A 14,501-nucleotide genomic window follows, 5' to 3' on the forward strand; every position below is an offset into this window, starting at 1 on the left:
GGGCTGAGCCCCCGCAGGCTTGCCGAGGAGGCTAAGAATCTCGCCCCATGGAAAGCGAGCACACTGTAGTGGAAATCATACCACACAACTTATTTATCAGTGATAAAATTAATTGACAACTTCCTTTTTCAACAGAAAGAACTTCTCATTGAAGAGAAGTTCCTTGTTCATTCAGGCTATTATCCTTGTAATATTGTTTCCAAATCGTCTTGAGCATTTGTAATTAATTTTAAACCAAATGTATCAACTAATACATTCAATACTCCCTCATTGATAAAGTCAGGTGCTTTTGGTCCAATTCGAATATCTTGGATTCCAAGGCTAAATAACCCTAATAATATGGCCACGGCTTTTTGCTCGAACCAAGAAAGTATAATACTTACTGGCAATTCATTGACACTACAATTAAAACTTTCTGCTAATGCAGCCGCAATTTTAATTGTTGAAACTGAATTATTGCATTGCCCTAAATCTATAAATCTAGGAATATTTGTACCATATACAGTACCGTAGTCTACATCATTAAAGCGAAATTTACCGCAAGATGTTGTTAAAACCACTGTATCATTCGGTAAAGAAGTTACAAGTTCACGATAATATTCTCCACCTTTTCCTGGGGCATCACAACCTGCTACAACAAAGAAGCGTTGAATTTTCCCGTTTTTTACAGCTTCTACAATTTCAGGCGCAATCGATAAAACTGTTTCATGATGATATCCAGTAGTCATTACTTCTTCTGATTCGATATTTGCTGCTGGTAGTTCTAAAGCACGTTGAATTAATGGTGAAAAATCTTCCTCTATAATCTTTGTTACTCCTTCTAATCCCGCCACTTCATATGAGAAGAAGCGATCTGCATAACTACCTTTTATTGGCATCACACAGTTCGTGGTTGCTAAAATTGCTCCTGGGAATTTTTCAAATAAACGACGTTGATCAAACCATGCTTTTCCAATGTTACCCTTTAAATGTGGATATTTTTTCAATTCAGGATAACCGTGAGCTGGTAGCATTTCAGAGTGAGTGTAAATATTTATCCCTTTACCTTCTGTTTGTTTTAACAATTCTTCTAATGCAAATAAATTGTGACCAGTAACAACAATGCATTTTCCTTCAATTTTATTAGAAGAAACTTGTACAGGTTCAGGAATTCCAAAATGTTTTATATGAGCTTCATCTAAAAGCTCCATTACACGAATTGCAGCTTTACCTACCTTCATAGCCATATCTATGTGTTCTTGTAAATTAAAATTTGAATTTGTTAAAGTCATATAAAGAGCTTCATGTGTTACTTGGTCCACAAATGGATCAGTATACCCTAATTGAGCTGCATGTGTTCGATAAGCTGCAATTCCCTTTAACCCATAAACCATCGTATCTTGTAAACTTGCAATTGTTTCATCTTTTCCACATACACCTACAATTTTACAACCACCAACCGGAGTTTGTTCACATTGGTTACAAAACATCCTTCATCCCCCTAACAATTTTTACTAACTTCATTATACGGGGGGGAATAATCATTGTTTGTGACTTAAATCACATGAAATCTCTAAACTAAAAAATAAATTTTTTCAAAAAAAAGGATATAAAATTAAAATTCATAGAAAACAAATAGAGAGTAGGAAATATATTTATCTTCTAATAAAAAAAGGTGCCTAAATAGACACCCTTTTTTCAAAAATCAATATTTAAATTTAACAAAGCAATAATTTTAAAAAATTATATAATGAGAGAATAAAAGACTGAAATTAAATTTATGAATTACTTTGCAGAGTAGCTTTTAGGTAACTTAAAATGATTCTGATTCATCACATCACGTAGTCGGTCAGGGTAATCGGTTATGATTCCATCAACACCATCATCAATAAGCTTTTGCATAGTTGGTTGGTCATCAACTGTCCATGGAATGACCTTCATCCCGTACTGATGAGCTTCTTCAACCATACTTTTAGTAATATAAGGCGTGTAGTTCGCATCAGTAATTTTGCCATCCTGTGGGAACCCATGGACTGGAGATATTGCATCTACACCTAATGAATGAGCCGCAGTAACAAGATTTCCATTAAAATCATCAATATCGATTCCACCTAACCAAGGTGATTTACCAGGTTTGCCAGGTTGTAGAAATTCTGGTCCGTTCGTTAGCGCAACAAGAGGCAATCGTGGTTCAACTTCATGCATAAGTTTGAGCGAACCCCAGTCAAAGCTTTGAATTGACACCTGGTTCAACATCCCAGCTTCACGTACTTGTTTGGCAACGATTTGAACGAATTCCTCGCGAGGAGCTGTTTGTTCTGGTGCTCCAGCTTCAACTTTCGTTTCGATATTCATCCACACTTTTTTAGCTTTATATTTCTTTACAAGATCAAATACCTCGGTTAATAGTGGCATACTAGCACCAGGACTTAGTTGCTGACCAGGGAAATGGGGTAGACCTTTTGAACCACAATCGAGGGTTCTTACTTGAGTAAGCGTTAAATCTTTTATGTATTTTCCAACGTATGGGTACTCCGAATCACCAACGAACGCTGGTTTCGTGTCAGAGCATTTTGTACCTGTAATCTTACGGTCGTGCGTAATAACAGCTTGATGATCCTCTGTTATTTGTACGTCAAGCTCAAGTGTACTTACGCCTAGTTCAAGTGCATGAGAGAATGAAGCTAAAGTTGACTCAACTGTAAGCCCTAGTCCTCCACGGTGTGCTTGAAGGTCAAATCCTTTTGGACCAAATGGCTTAAACGTATTCTGATTCGCAGTAGTTGTTTGTGCTGAAACTTGGCTAACTCCTGAATATACCAATAGTGATGTCATTGCTGTTAAAATTAACTTTTTCCCATTCAATTTTAATCATCTCCTCATATAAATCTATTACTCTATAAGAATAGATGACGAATTTAAAGTTCAAATGATTAAAATAATAAAAAAAAGTAAATAAATGTTGAAAAATGTAAAAATAATTAGTTTTTCAGATGAAAAAATAAGCCAAATCCATCTTAGATCGGATTTGGCTTTATTTTTATTGAGCTTTTTTCGCTCTATTTTCTTTTACTTCAAAGGTTAACTTTTCTTTACCCATTAAGATAATCGCGATAAAACCTAAAGTAATCGGAATTAGTGTCCATTTAAAAGTAGTCGCAACAGAATGGGCCATTGCTTCCGAGATTTTATGAAGTACTTCAGGTGGAATTTTAGCTCTTGCATCAGCGGATAATAATGCACGTGAATCAACTTTTCCGCCAAATGCACCTAAATTACCAAGTAAATCACTTACTTTGTTTTTAAATACGTGGTTTTGAATTGTACCAAAAATAGTAACACCAATTGTCATACCTAATGTTCTAAAGAAAGTATTTGTTGATGTAGCGATGCCTCGTTTTTGAGGTTCAATTTTGTGTTGAGTTGCCATGCTTAAAAGTGAGAATGAGCAACCCATTCCAAGACCAGCGATAATCATGTAAAACGTTACGGTTGATCGAGCTGTGTTAGTGTCTAATGTGCTTAATAAATACATTCCAATAAAGAATAAAACAACTGAAACTAACATAATGCTTCTATAACTAAATTTACGTACCGATTGTCCTGCTACCTGACTACCTACAACAGAACCAAGCATCATCGGAATAAGAATGATACCAGAATTTGTAGCTGTACCACCGTAAACTGATTGAACAAAAAGTGGGATTAATACAGTCGTAATAATAAAAGCAGAACCGTAGAAAAATGCAACACCTTGAGTTGCCGCAAATAGCTGCTTTTTAAATAAGCTAAATGAAATAATTGGCTCTTCAACTTTTCTTTCAATTAGAATAAATGCGATAAACAATACTGCAAAGATTGCAAATAAGGAAATAATTGGACCAGAATTCCAATCGTATTCATTTCCACCAAGTTCAAGTGCAAACATTAAACTGACAACAGAGCCGACAAGTGTAATTGCACCAAACCAGTCGATTTTAAGTTTTCTAAGGTGTAGATTTTCTTTATAAAACTGAGAAATTAAATATAAAGAAATAATACCTAAAGGTAAGTTGATATAGAAAATCCAACGCCAATCAATTTGATCAGTAATATATGCTCCTAAAAGTGGTCCAAATACACTAGAAAGACCAAAAACTGCACCAAATAAACCAGTCATTTTTCCTCGTTTTTCAGGTGGGAAAATATCGAAAATAATAGTAAATGCAATTGGCATTAGTGAGCCTCCACCAATTCCTTGAATCGCACGATAAACACTTAATTGAACAATACTATTTGCTGTTCCACATAATGCAGAACCAATTAAGAAAATGATAAGTCCTAATAAATAAAATCGTTTACGTCCATACATATCTGATAACTTACCAAATATCGGCATACTTGCCATAGTAGCAACCAAATATGCAGAGGTTACCCAAATGAATTGATCTAAACCACCTAGTTCTCCAACAATTGTCGGCATCGAAGCTGAAACAATTGTATTATCCATAGCTGCCATTAGCATTCCTAATAATAGACCTGCTACGACAAAGCCAACCTTGCTGTCTTTTGAAACCATTAAGTTTCCCCCTTATTTAATGCTTTAGTCTCTTTTGGAATCAATTCATTTATATCATTCCAAAATTTAAATAATAATGTTAACTCTTTGTCATCATACTGATTAAAAATATTAGAAAGAGAGTCAGATAATGGTTTAAAAAGCTCTGATAATTCATCATCACGTTCATATACAGGTTTAATTATTACTCGTCTACGGTCATTCGGATCTTGAATACGTTCAACAAAGTTGACTTTTTCAAGTCGATCAATAACGCCTGTTATAGCACCAGTAGAAAGATGTGTTAATTGAGATAACTTTCCAGCTGTAATCGGACCAGTATGGCAAAGTAACTCTCGACATCGTAAATCAGTCGCATTTAAATGAAGGTTTGAGGCAAGCCCTTCGTTAAAAAGAACGATAGAAGTGCTAAATTTTCTAAATTCCATTATTAGAGATGGAATAAATTCACTTCGAATGATTGGGTTTTCTGACATTTCATTCTCTCCTTAAAATATAGGAAGTACTAAAAAGTTAACGTAACTAAATATCTTAGTAACTAAAATAATTATAATTCAAAGGAACCAATTAAAGAAGAAATTGTGAGTATTTTAACCAAAATTTAATTTAGTATTAAATTATGATTTTTGAACATTTTTTAAGTATGACAAAGGAAAAAGGGATTAGGTTATATAATTTGAAATAGCTTAATTCTAGGGATTGGGAGATAGGTAAAAAGTCATCAAATCTTTTTTTATGCGCTTACTTCACTAATTAATTTTTTCAATAATTAAGTGTCCTTTAACGAATGCTATAAAAGGAAGTAAATGAAAAAAGTGTAGGTGGAAACAGATGAATAAGAATATTGAAATTGTACCTTATCGTACTTCCTGGGAAGATGATTTTCAGTCTGAAAAAAAGGCAATTGATCTATTATTACCGGAGAAAGCAGCGATTTATCATATAGGGAGTACTTCAATTCCGAATATGTTTGCGATGCCAATCATTGACTTAATGATCGTAGTCAAATGCTTAAAAAAGTTTGATGAGTATAGTGATGTTCTAAAAACAATAGGGTACGAACAATTGGGGGACCAATCTAATCAAGACAGAAGATTTTTTATCAAATGTGATGATAATTGTAGTTTTCATATTCAAGTATACGCAAAAGGAAATGCTGCTGTTGAACGAAATATTGCATTTAGGGAGTATATGATTGCGCATACTGATCAAGCAATGGAATATATAAAATTAAAAAAAGAACTTGCTGAAAACAAATCAGAATATAAAAGAGGACGAAAAGAATTTTTAGATGAAATCGATAGAAAAGCAAGTAGATGGAAGAAATAACACTCCTTCCAGGGAAGGAAGGAGTGGCTTAACGATGTTCTTCATATTTCGTAAGAAGTGAAATTTCTTTTATTTGGGCGATTTGTTGTGAATTTAATGGTTTTGCAAAGTAAGCGTTAATATTATCTAGTAATTGTTCTTTATTTCTAGCTCCAACAGCTAATGATGAAACTGCTTTATGAGAAAGAACATATTGTAAAGCTAAGCTATGTAAGGATTGTTTCTCATCGAGAAGCCCGAGAAGCTTGTGGATTGTATCATTACATTCTTGTTCTGAATAAGACATATAGCCCTTGTTAGATAGTTTCTTTTCCCATTTACTAGTTAATAGCCCTTTTGCCACGGAACCACGTGCAATGACAGAAATAGTATGTTTTTCGAAAAGCGGAAAAAATTCTTCAGGCCTACGCTCTAGTACATTATATTGCATCATAACACCTTGTATAGATGAATGATTTACAAATCGATTAATAACATTCGGACGAATTGAAGAAATTCCATAATGGCGAATTAAGCCTTCTTTTATTAGTTCATCAAAAGTAAAAATAGTTTCTTCATATTGATCCTCGATAGTCCCACCGTGAAGTTGATAATAATCGATATAATCTGTATTTAGCCTGCGTAAACTGTCTTTTACAGCTTCTTTAATATATGCTCTCGATGGATCCCAATCCCATTTATCATTTGAATTATTCCAACGGTTTCCGACTTTCGTTGCAATAACGACTTGATCTCTACGACCTTTTAAAGCTTTTCCAACGATTTCTTCATTTTTACCAAAATCATATAAATCAGCAGTATCAAAGTAATTGATGCCAGCATCGATTGCGGCATGAATAGTCGAAATCGCCTCATTTTCTTCTGTCCCAAGAGACATACATCCTAAACCAATTTCGGATATTTCTAATAAAGTAGAACCAAGCTTACGTTTTTTCATATAAATCCCTCCAAATTTAATTGTAGGGAAAAGAGAATTATTTTACAACATAGAGAAGCTTGCCATTTGAGTTTTGAATCCATTCTTGAACGGTTTTATATTGCATACTAATAACTTCGAGGGTTTTTAAAATTTCTGTTTTGGAGCCCACGAGGACAACAGAATTTTCCGTCATACACATTTTCATCAGACTACCTCATTTCAGAAAGTATTTAAATGAAATAAATGATAAAATGTATGTGACAACCATATTAAATAGAACAAGGTGATGAAAAAAATGAAAAAATTTGAAGAAAAAACACTAGCAGAAGAAAAAGTATTCACAGGAAGAGTTATATCTCTTTATCATCAAAAGGTAGAATTACCGAATGGAAATACCAGTACGCGTGAAATCGTAAAGCATCCTGGCGCCGTGGCTGTTATTCCAATTACAAATGAAGGAAAAATTGTTTTTGTTGAGCAGTACCGAAAAGCGCTAGAACGAAGTCTTCTAGAAATTCCAGCAGGAAAACTAGAAAAAGGCGAAGAGCCACTTGTAACAGCTAAACGAGAGTTAGAAGAAGAGACAGGATATGAAGCAGCAAATTGGGAGCATATCCAATCTTTTTATACTTCACCGGGGTTTGCAGATGAGTACATACATATATATGTAGCAAAAGGTTTAAAGAAATTAGAAAATAGTGCTGCGTTAGACGAAGATGAATTTGTTGAAATGTTTGAGTTAACATTAGATGAGTGTCTAGAGGAACTAAAAAAAGGTTCAATCCATGATGCAAAAACATGTTTTGCAGTCCAATATTTACAATTATTACAAAAAAATTAAAATAAAATTAAAAATAAATCTCAAAATATGGTAATAAACATGTTAAAATAAAGTGACATTTTTTGAGAGGATGAGTAGATGAGAATTTCGTCAATTAAAAAAACAGCTAAAAGTCATTTATCCGGTAATTGGGGAAAAGCGATTTTAACGTTAGTAATTTTTGGTATTTTAGAAGGACTTATTTATATGTTACTTAATGCACCAGTAGATAAGCATTACACTGGAACTTTATTTCCAAGTTCAAAACAACAAGAACTAATTCCAGGTGGGGTACTTACAGTAATTGAAGTTATATCTGCGATCATAAATACATTACTAGGTTATGGATTACTTGTTTACTTTTTAAAGTTGATTCGTGATGAGGAAAAAAGCATATCGGACTTATTTTACTATTTTAAAAGTGGTCATCAATTTATAAGAGGAATAATAGTTGGGTTTTTAGTAACTTTATTTACAGTATTATGGACGCTTTTATTAATCATTCCTGGTATTATCAAATCGATTGCTTATTCACAAGTTGGCTATATTTTAAAAGATTATCCAGAAATGAATGCCCTTGATGCCATTACATTAAGTAGAAGAATGATGGATGGGTATAAATGGAAATACTTTTTATTAGTACTTTCATTCATCGGTTGGGGTCTATTAGTCATCATCACTTTTGGGCTTGCATTGTTTTATGTAGCACCATACTTTTATACTACTCAGGCTCAATTCTATGCAGAAGTAAAAGAAGCCTACGAAGAAAAAAAGGAAACAATTTAAAAATCTTAAGACTAAAGACGTTAATTTTTTTAACGTCTTTTCTGTGTGTTGAAATATAAAATGGTCAATAAGGAAAACGGAGATTAAATGAACAGTTAATTAAAGATGAAATTAGCATTTTCTGGATGACTATTAATGGTTTTAAATATTAATCTGTTTGAGTAATTTCATGATTCTAATAGCACTAGTAATGGCATTTTCAGAAGTTTAAAATATTATGAACTAATTTTAAGAAAAACAAATTGAATTGATTAGTTTAATTAATGTTCCATTTTTATTGACCTAGAAGATACTTAATTTACAACAGTTAAGATACTCTAAGTAAAGGCTATTTGATTAAGGTCTATTGCAGACTTTTTTTGATGAAAAAGTTGATTGGAACGGAAGGGTGCTCGACTCCTATGNNAAATTTGGTAATTTAATTGAGAAGGTAGATAAAATAGAAAACAGGAAAAATGAATACAATAAGACAACTAATCAAATACGATGAAGGTGAGAATATTGTTTGTTAATGGTGAACTTGGCACATATCACGTTCGAGTAAAAGGGGATGGCAAAGTCACAGTTCTTTTAGAATGTGGAATGATGCATACTCTTCATCAATGGAAGTATTTACAAGAAGAGTTGAGTAAATATGCCAAAGTTATTACATACGATCGCTTAGGTTATGGAAAAAGTGGAATATGGACAACAGAACGATCAACAGAGCAACAAGCTTTTGAATGCTATGATATGTTATTAGCATTAAATATTAAAAGTCCATTAATTGCTGTAGGGCATTCTCTGGGAGCATATATTGTATTCCAATTGTCTCGTCTTTTTCCAAATGCTATCCAATCTATGATTTTACTCGATCCAACACATCCGACTCTAGAGGAGCATGAGCAGAAATTTTATGATAAGTTACTTTATCAATTTGCGATAATGATGAAGAACGCGAACCAATTTAATCTTACTAAGGTAATTCCAAATAAGCTAATTAATAAAATATTGAAAACGGCCCCAGATAATCAGTTGGAAATGATTAGCGCAGTTAAAAGCTATAAACATTGGAAGACTGTTGTCAGTGAGTGGAAAAATCTAAATTATAGTAACTTACGAATAAAGGACGCATTAAAAATTAATATGAATATTCCTTTACTAGTATTAACAGCTTCAAATCAAAGTGGTTTACAGCTTAATCTGAAGAAAAAAAAGGAATTACTACATAAAGTCGAAAAATATCATATTGAATATTGTGAAACAACGAATCAAGGGAACCGTCAAACATTAGAAGGTCACACACATTCAACTATTTATGGAAATAATGAAGAAAATGCAAAATCGATTGGTCAGATCATAAAAAAACAAATTGAATTATTAAATTAAAACAAAGCTGTTTTAGTCGTTGCCTGACTTAAACAGCTTTTTATATTTTTTTTAATAATTTTGTTGAAATAATTCAATTTCGCCCCACGAACAGCGAGTATCCTGGAACAAAACTTATTACTCCTCTCTATAAAATAAGAACAAAAGCCACTTTTTCTTTATTATTAATTTTCCAACTTTAATAAATTAATAGAATAAATTACTTGTCCATTCATAAAATGAAGAGAGAATATAGTCCAGGAGATGATATCATGACAAGAAGCTCAGTCAAATCAACGATGAAAAAACATGTTAAAGATTATTTGTCACTCTATATTTTTGTTAGTGTGATCTTACTTTTTGGTGTAGTATTTGGAGCAGTCATCGTAAATAGTATGAATGTGAGTCAAAAGCAGGATATTCTATCCTTTATTACACATTTTTTTGGACAAGTTAATAATGGTGATTATATTAGCGGAAATGAAGTATTCCTTTCTAGCTATTCTTCTCATTTGAAGTTTTTAGCATTGATTTGGGTTTTAGGGATCTCAATTATCGGATTACCAATCATTCTTATTTTATTATTTATGAAAGGATTGGTAGTTGGATTTACAGTTGGATTTTTAGTCAATCAATTAGGTTGGCACGGTATTTTATTAGCATTTTCTTCAGTTTTCCCACAAAATGTTATCGTTTTACCATTATATATACTATTAACAGTTTTAGCAGTTCAGCTATCCATTCGAATGATTCGAAAACAATTTATTAAAAATGATAATGAACCAATTATGAAACAGTTAGTCTCGTATTCTATTGTCTTTGGAGTTGTTGCGGTTTGCCTAAGTATTGCAAGTATTATTGAGGCATATGGTTCAACTTATTTTTTAAAAGCCATCTCTGAAATAATTGTTTCAAAAAATTAACAAATAATTTTTGACACTTTCTCTTTCTTTGTTATAATTATTATCAAGTGGCGAGGGAGTGAAAAGAATGGAAGAACGAGTTGAACGAATAAAGAAACAACTACATTTAGCAGGATACAAATTAACACCACAACGGGAATCCACTGTTCGTGTTTTATTAGAAAACGAAGAAGATCACCTAAGTGCAGAAGATGTTTACCTCCTAGTGAAAGAAAAATCGCCAGAAATTGGACTTGCTACTGTTTATCGTACGTTAGAATTACTAACTGAGTTAACAATTGTTGATAAAATAAATTTTGGTGATGGCGTTTCAAGATACGACTTAAGACATGAAGGTGCGCAACATTTTCACCATCATTTAATTTGCACGGTTTGCGGAGCAGTAGATGAAATTCATGAAAATCTATTAAGTGAAGTTGAAAAGACAGTTGAAGAACGTTGGAATTTTAAAATTAAAGATCATCGATTATCATTTCATGGTGTATGTCATCGTTGCCATGATCAAAACGAAGAGTAGTAAAATGATTTTAATTTAATTAAAATCATTTTATTTTTGATTCTTAAAAGACGGAGCAGTTCAATAAAAAGAGTCTGCTCTTTTTCATGTTCTAAAAATGACACTGAATGATTAATGTTGATTTTTTGAAGTATGATTTGTCCTATTTTTGCATAGTATGTAGTAATGATGTCTTTACTTCTAGCAAAAGGTGGTGGTCATATGAAAAAAAGAGCAAGTATTGTTTTTAATGTAATAAAAGTTACAATTTTATTCATTACATGTACAATTTTATTTTATTTTGCTATTCAATGGATTCATTCTGAATATGAAAATATGCATCGATATGACCGACCAGAAGGCTCAATGTTAAAGGTGGACATTCATAAAAAGGATGGTGCTTTTAACCAATTGGTACGGTTTTATCAAAACGGGGAGTAATGAAATGTGACAACGACTGATAAAACACCTTTTAAAAAAGAATTTGATTTTGCTACGGAGGATTTTATCCATTTTATCCAAGTTGAAAAAGGTTTATCTAAAAATACAATTCTATCATATGGTAAGGATTTAGAAAGCTACGGAAAATATTTGGACGTTGTTGAAAATATAAATGGTCTCTCAAATATAACTAGGTTACATATTATTAGTTATTTAAAATATTTAAAAGAAAGAGATTTAACAGCTCGAACAATGGCTCGTCAATTAGCAACAATTCGCTCATTTCATCAATTTTTAATTCGTGAGGTTGATGGTATGAAAGACGATCCTTCACTCTTAATAGAAATTCCAAAAGCGCCAAAAGTACTTCCAAAGGTTTTATCACTACAGGAAGTAGAGGCTTTATTAGAAGTACCTGATCACTCTACGTTTGGTATTAGAGATAAGGCAATGTTAGAATTGTTATATGCTACTGGCATGCGTGTGTCAGAGTTATTATCATTAAATCTATCTGACATTAATTTAACAATGGGATTTGTGCGATGTTTTGGTAAAGGAAGTAAAGAACGAATTATTCCTTTAGGTAAACTTGCGATTGAATCAATTGAAAATTATTTAAAATTGTCGAGAAATGAATTAAAGGGTAAAAAAAATAATGATGCATTTTTCTTAAATCATCATGGAAATAGAATGTCTAGACAAGGATTTTGGAAAAACTTAAAAAAACAAGCCGAAAAAGCAAATATTCAACATGAACTAACACCGCATACTTTACGTCATTCATTTGCAACACATTTATTAGAAAATGGCGCTGATTTAAGATCAGTTCAAGAAATGCTAGGACATGCAGATATATCTACAACTCAAATTTATACACATGTAACGAAAAATAGACTTAAGGATGTTTATAAAGAGTTTCATCCAAGAGCTTAATTTCAGACTGTCCGCCAAACGCTTGAATCAGCCTGAAACTCAGATTATTAAAATTTTATTTACACATTAAGAGCTTAAATTAAGCTCTTTTTTCTTGGATAATGATTGTTATAATGTGAATAGCATAATATATTAAATTAATCATAGATGAACTGAAACTAGGTGACTTGAAAGGATGAAATAAATGATTACGATTAAGACTGAACGTGAAATTAACTTAATGAATGAAGCAGGTACTTTATTGGCTGCTACGCATAAGGAAATTGCCAAAATGATTAAACCGGGGATTACTACATGGGAAATCGATCAATTTGTTGAAAAGTTTTTAGCAGAAAATGGTGCAAAACCGGAGCAAAAAGGTTACCGAGGATATAAATATGCAACTTGTGCATCAATTAATGATGAGATTTGCCACGGATTTCCTCGTAAAAAACCATTAAAAGATGGAGATATTGTAACGATTGATATGGTTGTAAATTTAAATGGTGCGCTTGCTGATTCGGCTTGGACATACGGTGTAGGAAATATAGCTAAAGAAAACAAAGATTTATTAAAAGTTACGCAAGAATGCCTATATAAAGGGATAGAGCAAGCTGTAGTAGGAAACCGTATTGGTGATATTGGTTTTGCGATTCAATCTTATGCTGAGTCATTAGGTTATTCTGTTGTGCGTGATTTTACCGGACATGGCATAGGACCAACTCTTCATGAAGAGCCATATGTTCCTCATTTCGGTATGGCAGGTAAAGGTTTAAGACTGCGTGAAGGGATGGTCATTACGATTGAACCAATGATTAATTTAGGATCATGGCAATCAACAATGGATTCAAATGGCTGGACTGCAAGAACAAGAGATGGAAAAAATTCAGCCCAATATGAACATACTTTAGCAATTACAAGTAATGGACCAAAAATATTAACAATGCAATAAGTTAATTATTATTTGCATTGATAATGAAAGCATAAAAACTATAATTAAAAACCAATTAAAAATCTATTGACATAATGGACTAGCTAGAATACTATTATATTATTAATAAACAATCGAATACTCCAAAGGGGAGTAGCGTCAGGAGAGATCCTGAAACAAAGTCGTCATTACATGAGAAGAAATTCTCATCGGCTTTGTTGGCATACATATGTGTGCTCAGCAAGACCTTTGCCGTAGAATTACAACTATTGGCAAAGGTCTTTTTATTTTGTAGTCACAGTACAGGTTGTTTAATTAAAAATAGTAGTTTCATAAGGGGGAAGAGTCATGGATTTATTAGGTGGATTAAGTATTGGCGTACTATTGAATGTAATTTTTATCGACCTGTTATTAAGTGGTGACAATGCTATTCTAATCGCATTAGCAGCGAAAAACTTACCAGCAGACCAAAAGAAAAAAGCAGTATTATTTGGTACTTTAGGTGCAATTGGACTACGTATAGTATTTGCAGCAGTAATCGTGTATTTATTAAAAATTCCGTTTATCTATGCAATCGGTGGTTTAATGTTATTATGGATTGCATTTAAATTATTAGTCGATGATTCAGGACATGGTGAAGTTAAAAGTGGTGCAACATTATGGGGAGCAGTTCGAACAATTATCATTGCTGATGCGTTAATGAGTCTTGATAATGTTTTAGCTTTAGCTGGTGTATCACATGGTAGCTTAGTTGCAATCGTAATTGGTATTTTAATTTCAATTCCAATTATTGTTGGTGGAAGCTCATTATTAATGAAAATTATGAACAAATACCCAATTATAACAACAATTGGTTCAGGTATCTTAGCTTGGACTGCTGCTGGTATGATTACTCATGAAAAAATGATTAACGATGCTTTTGAAAATAATACAATTGCTTTAGCGTTTAAAATTGTCATGACAGCAATCGTAATTGCAGCTGGTACAATAGTTGCTAAAAGAAAAGCACAAAAACATCAAGTTACAAGTTCAGAAAATCAAACAGCATAATACGATAAAA

Annotated in this window: 16 protein-coding genes; 10 read left to right on the plus strand and 6 right to left on the minus strand. The window is 32.6% G+C overall.

Annotated elements, in window-relative coordinates:
• Nucleotides 1-179: 179 nt before the first annotated feature.
• The 4 genes from hcp to COE53_RS15440 all read right to left on the minus strand — a co-directional run bounded on the left by hcp (nucleotide 180) and on the right by COE53_RS15440 (nucleotide 5,013).
• A complete protein-coding gene (gene hcp, locus COE53_RS15425; RefSeq protein WP_069033364.1) occupies nucleotides 180-1,469 on the minus strand; it encodes a hydroxylamine reductase in 1,290 nt (429 codons plus the stop codon).
• 295 nt (nucleotides 1,470-1,764) lie between these two features.
• The gene (locus COE53_RS15430; RefSeq protein WP_286162583.1) at nucleotides 1,765-2,844 is read right to left on the minus strand and encodes a glycerophosphodiester phosphodiesterase; all 1,080 of its coding nucleotides are present in this window, start codon (nucleotides 2,842-2,844) and stop codon (nucleotides 1,765-1,767) included.
• Between the two features lie 175 nt (nucleotides 2,845-3,019).
• Nucleotides 3,020-4,537 (minus strand): MDR family MFS transporter, encoded by a 1,518-nt coding sequence (locus tag COE53_RS15435; protein ID WP_069033363.1) that lies wholly within the window; start codon nucleotides 4,535-4,537, stop codon nucleotides 3,020-3,022.
• Nucleotides 4,537-5,013 (minus strand): MarR family winged helix-turn-helix transcriptional regulator, encoded by a 477-nt coding sequence (locus tag COE53_RS15440; protein WP_069033362.1) that lies wholly within the window; start codon nucleotides 5,011-5,013, stop codon nucleotides 4,537-4,539. The genes COE53_RS15435 and COE53_RS15440 overlap by 1 nt, the downstream gene beginning before the upstream one ends.
• 355 nt (nucleotides 5,014-5,368) lie before the next feature.
• Between COE53_RS15440 and COE53_RS15445 the strand changes: the two genes are divergently transcribed.
• Nucleotides 5,369-5,866: a GrpB family protein gene (locus tag COE53_RS15445; RefSeq protein ID WP_069033361.1), complete on the plus strand. Its 498-nt coding sequence runs from the start codon at nucleotides 5,369-5,371 to the stop codon at nucleotides 5,864-5,866.
• A gap of 28 nt (nucleotides 5,867-5,894) precedes the next feature.
• Here COE53_RS15445 and COE53_RS15450 read toward each other — a convergent pair whose 3' ends face one another.
• Together COE53_RS15450 and mciZ are read right to left on the minus strand one after the other, a co-directional pair.
• Nucleotides 5,895-6,803: an aldo/keto reductase gene (locus COE53_RS15450; RefSeq protein WP_069033360.1), complete on the minus strand. Its 909-nt coding sequence runs from the start codon at nucleotides 6,801-6,803 to the stop codon at nucleotides 5,895-5,897.
• Nucleotides 6,804-6,840: 37 nt separating this feature from the next.
• Nucleotides 6,841-6,990 (minus strand): Z-ring formation inhibitor MciZ, encoded by a 150-nt coding sequence (mciZ, locus tag COE53_RS24500; protein WP_139116353.1) that lies wholly within the window; start codon nucleotides 6,988-6,990, stop codon nucleotides 6,841-6,843.
• A gap of 90 nt (nucleotides 6,991-7,080) precedes the next feature.
• Between mciZ and COE53_RS15455 the strand changes: the two genes are divergently transcribed.
• From COE53_RS15455 to COE53_RS15495, 9 genes are all read left to right on the plus strand, one after another.
• Nucleotides 7,081-7,626, plus strand: a complete 546-nt coding sequence (locus tag COE53_RS15455) for an NUDIX domain-containing protein (RefSeq protein WP_069033359.1) — start codon at nucleotides 7,081-7,083, stop codon at nucleotides 7,624-7,626.
• 78 nt (nucleotides 7,627-7,704) lie between these two features.
• Entirely contained in the window at nucleotides 7,705-8,391 is a 687-nt protein-coding gene (locus COE53_RS15460) for a DUF975 family protein (RefSeq protein WP_069033358.1), read from the plus strand.
• A 501-nt stretch (nucleotides 8,392-8,892) separates the two neighbouring features.
• Nucleotides 8,893-9,759 carry an alpha/beta fold hydrolase gene (locus COE53_RS15465; RefSeq protein WP_069031789.1) on the plus strand — a complete coding sequence of 289 codons (867 nt, stop codon included), beginning with the start codon at nucleotides 8,893-8,895 and terminating at the stop codon, nucleotides 9,757-9,759.
• Between the two features lie 251 nt (nucleotides 9,760-10,010).
• Nucleotides 10,011-10,661 carry a stage II sporulation protein M gene (spoIIM, locus tag COE53_RS15470; protein WP_069031790.1) on the plus strand — a complete coding sequence of 217 codons (651 nt, stop codon included), beginning with the start codon at nucleotides 10,011-10,013 and terminating at the stop codon, nucleotides 10,659-10,661.
• 67 nt (nucleotides 10,662-10,728) lie between these two features.
• Entirely contained in the window at nucleotides 10,729-11,178 is a 450-nt protein-coding gene (fur, locus tag COE53_RS15475; protein ID WP_056466931.1) for a ferric iron uptake transcriptional regulator, read from the plus strand.
• A gap of 201 nt (nucleotides 11,179-11,379) precedes the next feature.
• Entirely contained in the window at nucleotides 11,380-11,598 is a 219-nt protein-coding gene (locus tag COE53_RS15480) for a YqzK family protein (RefSeq protein WP_056466929.1), read from the plus strand.
• A gap of 6 nt (nucleotides 11,599-11,604) precedes the next feature.
• A complete protein-coding gene (xerD, locus tag COE53_RS15485; protein WP_069031792.1) occupies nucleotides 11,605-12,531 on the plus strand; it encodes a site-specific tyrosine recombinase XerD in 927 nt (308 codons plus the stop codon).
• A gap of 184 nt (nucleotides 12,532-12,715) precedes the next feature.
• Nucleotides 12,716-13,462: a type I methionyl aminopeptidase gene (gene map / locus COE53_RS15490; RefSeq protein WP_069031793.1), complete on the plus strand. Its 747-nt coding sequence runs from the start codon at nucleotides 12,716-12,718 to the stop codon at nucleotides 13,460-13,462.
• A gap of 327 nt (nucleotides 13,463-13,789) precedes the next feature.
• Entirely contained in the window at nucleotides 13,790-14,491 is a 702-nt protein-coding gene (locus COE53_RS15495; RefSeq protein WP_069031794.1) for a TerC family protein, read from the plus strand.
• Nucleotides 14,492-14,501: the final 10 nt, after the last annotated feature.

The organism is Bacillus sp. AFS029533 (assembly GCF_002585125.1).
GTDB lineage: Bacteria > Bacillota > Bacilli > Bacillales > Bacillaceae_G > Gottfriedia > Gottfriedia luciferensis_B.

Coding starts and splice junctions, on each gene's coding strand:
- COE53_RS15450 (WP_069033360.1), bottom strand. CDS start 6,803: ATGAAAAAACGTAAGCTTGGTTCTACTTTATTAGAAATATCCGAAATT.
- fur (WP_056466931.1), top strand. CDS start 10,729: ATGGAAGAACGAGTTGAACGAATAAAGAAACAACTACATTTAGCAGGA.
- hcp (WP_069033364.1), bottom strand. CDS start 1,469: ATGTTTTGTAACCAATGTGAACAAACTCCGGTTGGTGGTTGTAAAATT.
- COE53_RS15495 (WP_069031794.1), top strand. CDS start 13,790: ATGGATTTATTAGGTGGATTAAGTATTGGCGTACTATTGAATGTAATT.
- mciZ (WP_139116353.1), bottom strand. CDS start 6,990: ATGAAAATGTGTATGACGGAAAATTCTGTTGTCCTCGTGGGCTCCAAA.
- COE53_RS15440 (WP_069033362.1), bottom strand. CDS start 5,013: ATGTCAGAAAACCCAATCATTCGAAGTGAATTTATTCCATCTCTAATA.
- COE53_RS15445 (WP_069033361.1), top strand. CDS start 5,369: ATGAATAAGAATATTGAAATTGTACCTTATCGTACTTCCTGGGAAGAT.
- COE53_RS15480 (WP_056466929.1), top strand. CDS start 11,380: ATGAAAAAAAGAGCAAGTATTGTTTTTAATGTAATAAAAGTTACAATT.
- map (WP_069031793.1), top strand. CDS start 12,716: ATGATTACGATTAAGACTGAACGTGAAATTAACTTAATGAATGAAGCA.
- COE53_RS15435 (WP_069033363.1), bottom strand. CDS start 4,537: ATGGTTTCAAAAGACAGCAAGGTTGGCTTTGTCGTAGCAGGTCTATTA.
- spoIIM (WP_069031790.1), top strand. CDS start 10,011: ATGACAAGAAGCTCAGTCAAATCAACGATGAAAAAACATGTTAAAGAT.
- COE53_RS15455 (WP_069033359.1), top strand. CDS start 7,081: ATGAAAAAATTTGAAGAAAAAACACTAGCAGAAGAAAAAGTATTCACA.
- COE53_RS15460 (WP_069033358.1), top strand. CDS start 7,705: ATGAGAATTTCGTCAATTAAAAAAACAGCTAAAAGTCATTTATCCGGT.